We start from the raw sequence: 3787 nt of genomic DNA, 5'->3' as shown, positions 1-3787 counted from the left end.
GTCAGCGTGAAGCCGCACGGCGGATTGAATGCCACGGGGCCGCAGTGCCGCGGAATCATCGAGCAGGTCGGGCACAAAAACTTCCGGCTCTGGTACGACCCCGGCAACATCTTCTACTACTCCGACGGCCAATTGGATCCTGTGGACGATGCCGCCACCGTCGATGGGCTCGTGGTGGGCATGTCGGTCAAGGATTTTCGCGCGCCGAAGGACGTCATGCTGACCCCCGGCACGGGCCTTGTCGATTTCGAGAAGGTCATGGCGCGCCTCAAAAAGGGCGGGTTCACCGCCGGGCCGCTAGTGGTCGAAACGCTGGCTCCCGGCGAGTTGCCGCAACTCCTCGAAGAAGCGCGCAAAGCGCGGGTATTCCTGGAAGAACTCGTCCAGCGCATCGCGTGACAAGATGCGAAGCGCTGGCGTCCATTGTGTCATCGTGGACCGCGAGGTACAAGCGGAATAAGGAAGGATGCGCTATGCCCAGGGACCAACGGCGGCGTCAGGAAAAACTGCTCAAGAAACGGCGCAAAGAGAAGGTGAAAAAGAAGCGCACACACGTGAGCGGGGCGGGTGGCATGGACCGGACCCTGTTGCGAAGCGCGCGCAAATACCCGATTCTCGAATGTTTCCTCAACGAAAACTGGCGGGAAGACCTGATTGCGCGCATCGTCGTCGCGCGCGCTCAGACCGAGCACCTGGTCTTGTACGGGGTGTATCTGGTGGACCTGGGTTGCCTCGGCGTCAAGGACGCCTTTTGGAGGGGAAATGCGACCCATTCTGATTATGCGGAATTCAAGGACAGGTTTCGCAGAAGTAATCAGGGCTTCACTACCTGTTCTTCTTCGCTGGCCCATCAAATCATCTACGGGGCGCGGGACTATGCAAAGGCCATCGGCTTTGAGCCGCATCGCGACTTTGCGCAGGCGCAATTGGTCCTGGAACCGCGCGACGCGATTACCTTCGACGCTCATATCGAGTTTGGCAAGGATGGCAAGCCCTTCTATGTCAGCGGGCCGCACGATAACGTCAACCGAATCATGAATCACCTGGAAAAGACCCTGGGCCCCGGCAATTATCATTTTCTGGCGCACGTAATGACCGGGGAATTGGAGACCGGGATGGACGACGAACTCGGCTCCGCGAGCGGCTAGCTCGATTCCTCTCGCGCACCGGGAACGTCCGCGTATCTTCGCATGTTCTAATTGCTATGCCGGGCATGCACGGCCCCGGCGGGTCAGGACGCCAGGATAATGTCGAACGTCCATGGTGCATCGCGTGGGAATGCGCACCGTCTTGCGCTGTTGGCCATTATCGCGCTTGCGGCGGCGCTGCGCCTGTACCGTCTTGAAGAGCAATCCCTTTGGGGGGACGAGTATGCAATCACGGCGCAGTTGCAGGCGCCCGACCTCGCCACGAATTTCCGCCTGATCCAGATGATCATCCCAGAGCACGCCGTCTCGCCATTCTATTATGTGCTCCAGTACTACTGGGCCCACTACGTTGGGTTCTCGTTGCCCGTTCTCCGGCTTCTTCCCATCTTCTTCAGTGTTCTCAGTGTGTTCATGATTTGTCGGGTCGGACGTTATTTGTTCGGGCGCACGGCGGGCCTCATCGCGGCATTGTGCATGGCCTTGTCACCGCAGTTCATCTGGTTCGGGCAGGAAGTACGCAGTTACGCGCTCTTCTATCTGCTGGTTCTGGTCGCGTCCTACGCGTTGCTCCGGGGGGTCTATGATGGACCCATCGACGGCCCCGTTATGGTGCGCCGTTCGTGGAAGTGGTGGGGGATGAATCTGACCGTTAACGCGCTGCTGCCGTGGGTGCATGCGTTGGCCCCGGTGTTTCTCTTCGTGCAGGGACTGTTCCTGCTCATCCTCCTCCGCAAGGCCTTCAGGCGGCTCGTGTACTGGGGTGTCCTGCAATGCGCTCTCCTGTTGCCCTGGACGCTCTTCGCGTTTTCCATGCCATACAGGAATGACCACGTTTCCCCGGGTCTGAAGTTTGCCGCCATACTGGATAACATTTTCGCGGGCGACCTGATCGTGTGCAACACGGAACTGCTGCCCGCCTGGAAGACCATTCCAGCCGCGCCCTTGGCCTCGGGGTGGACTCCCTTGCTCGCATGGCGTTCCTGGTTTGACGCCGGGCTTGTATCGTTGTCCGCCTTGGCGCTGTCAAGCCTGTTCTTTCTTGCCGCTGCGCAGGCGTGGCGGTTCCGGCGGGCCAGATTGCCTGGTTCCACAGGCGGTGAACGGCCCGGGGCGGCGGTTTTCCTTTTGCTTTTGTGTGTCGTGCCCCCGTGCGTTCTGGGGCTTGCGGAAGGACTGTCCGGTCAAGTGCTCGGGGGCATCATGTATGCGATGTACGGCTACGCCGGACTCTACCTGGGTCTGGGTGCCTTGTGCGAGCGGTTGCGCCCCGCCGCGGTCAGGCCGCTGTGCGCCGCGCCCATCATGCTGCTATACGGGTTTCAATTGGCGGTCTTCCTGCCCGAGACGACACGTGCAGACTGGCGAGGCGCCGCCGAGCACGTGCAGGAGCAAGGTACGCCCCGGGATCTTGTGCTGGACATTGTGTGCTACGCCGGCCCCGGACATGCGATGGAGTACTATCTTCCCGACGCCTTCGGCCAGAAGCGGGTAGTCAACACATTTCAGGCCGCGTGTGACGAGGCGGCGGCGTTCTTTCTCCGCCCAGAGAGCAAGGACGCGAATGTCTGGCTCACACTGGCTTTTCTTCCGATCGCCTGGGACTACCCATGGGCAGGCGCCAGCAGTTTCGCGGAAGCGGTTCAGGCCGCACGAGCCCTGCCCGTGCGGATTCTGGGGGAGCATCTGTCAAAACGCGGTCTGCGTTTGCAATTCAGGGAGTTTCCAGGTCATCACAACGTGATTCTCGGCCGCGCAAGAGCCGAGCGAACCCCCACGGGAATCGGGGCGCCTGTGCCGGGCATTGCCGAAGTCGATTGTGACCGTATTCTTGCGGATATCGGCTATGACACGGATGACGGGACGGCGCGCGAGCTCAGAATTGCCGCGTTGCGCCGCCAGTTTTTCCGCTGGCCGGAAGGCGACGGGGTAGTGTATCTCTGGCATGCATTAAGCCTGTTGCAGGACGGCTACCCGGATATCGCCCTTGCCCTCGCGCAAAGCCGCCTCCAGACCAGCCCCGGCGCAACGGCCCCTGCGCGGATGCTGGCCAGCCTTGCCCTCGCGTACCTTGGAAAGGATGAATCGGCGTTGTTGACCTTTCAGCAAGCGTGTGCTGAGTACGCAGCGCTGGCCCCGCTGCTTGGAGATTTCATGACAGCAGTCTGCCGTGACCATGACCGGGCCGCGGCATGGCGGGAAACGCAAAAGTTCAGGAACATGGAGTTTTTCCTGGTGTCCGCTATGCACGCTATATGCGGCAGGCGGTTTTCTTAGTTGAACCCGGGAAGCGGCAGCGGGGTATTGGTGTTCCTCTGGACATGGCGCAGGCATTGCTTGACGGTTCTGCTGGGCGTTGCTATACTGCGCCGCGAGGTGTCCATGTCAGGAAAAAGGTTTTTCTCGACATGTTTTGGCTTTCGACCAGGGGCAAGCCTGCGCTGATGCATGTAATTTCACAGAATACGCAATTAATCGCTCCCTGCAACGCGCCGGAATTCAGTATTGTCATAACCGCTTATTGTGAAGAGGACTGTATCGAGGAGTTTCACGGTCGCCTGACGGCCGTCATGACCGCGCTGGGCAGGTCTTTCGAAATTGTCTACGTTAATGACGGCAGTACGGACGCGACGTTTTCCAGG

General features: G+C 60.2%; 4 protein-coding genes. All 4 read left to right on the top strand.

Features of this window, described 5'->3' with window-relative positions; all coding sequences use genetic code 11:
* Positions 1-399 (top strand): sugar phosphate isomerase/epimerase (locus KA184_20925; GenBank protein MBP8132052.1); only part of this gene is annotated, 399 nt, incomplete at its 5' end.
* Between the two features lie 74 nt (positions 400-473).
* Entirely contained in the window at positions 474-1148 is a 675-nt protein-coding gene (locus KA184_20920; protein MBP8132051.1) for a hypothetical protein, read from the top strand.
* Positions 1149-1247: 99 nt separating this feature from the next.
* Positions 1248-3422, top strand: a complete 2175-nt coding sequence (locus tag KA184_20915; protein MBP8132050.1) for a glycosyltransferase family 39 protein — start codon at positions 1248-1250, stop codon at positions 3420-3422.
* A gap of 44 nt (positions 3423-3466) precedes the next feature.
* Positions 3467-3787 (top strand): hypothetical protein (locus tag KA184_20910; protein ID MBP8132049.1); only part of this gene is annotated, 321 nt, incomplete at its 3' end.

This window comes from Candidatus Hydrogenedentota bacterium, assembly GCA_018005585.1.
Taxonomy (GTDB): Bacteria; Hydrogenedentota; Hydrogenedentia; order Hydrogenedentales; family JAGMZX01; genus JAGMZX01.
This window is presented reverse-complemented; position numbering and strand designations above follow the sequence as displayed.

Coding starts and splice junctions, on each gene's coding strand:
- KA184_20920 (MBP8132051.1), top strand. CDS start 474: ATGCCCAGGGACCAACGGCGGCGTCAGGAAAAACTGCTCAAGAAACGG.
- KA184_20915 (MBP8132050.1), top strand. CDS start 1,248: ATGTCGAACGTCCATGGTGCATCGCGTGGGAATGCGCACCGTCTTGCG.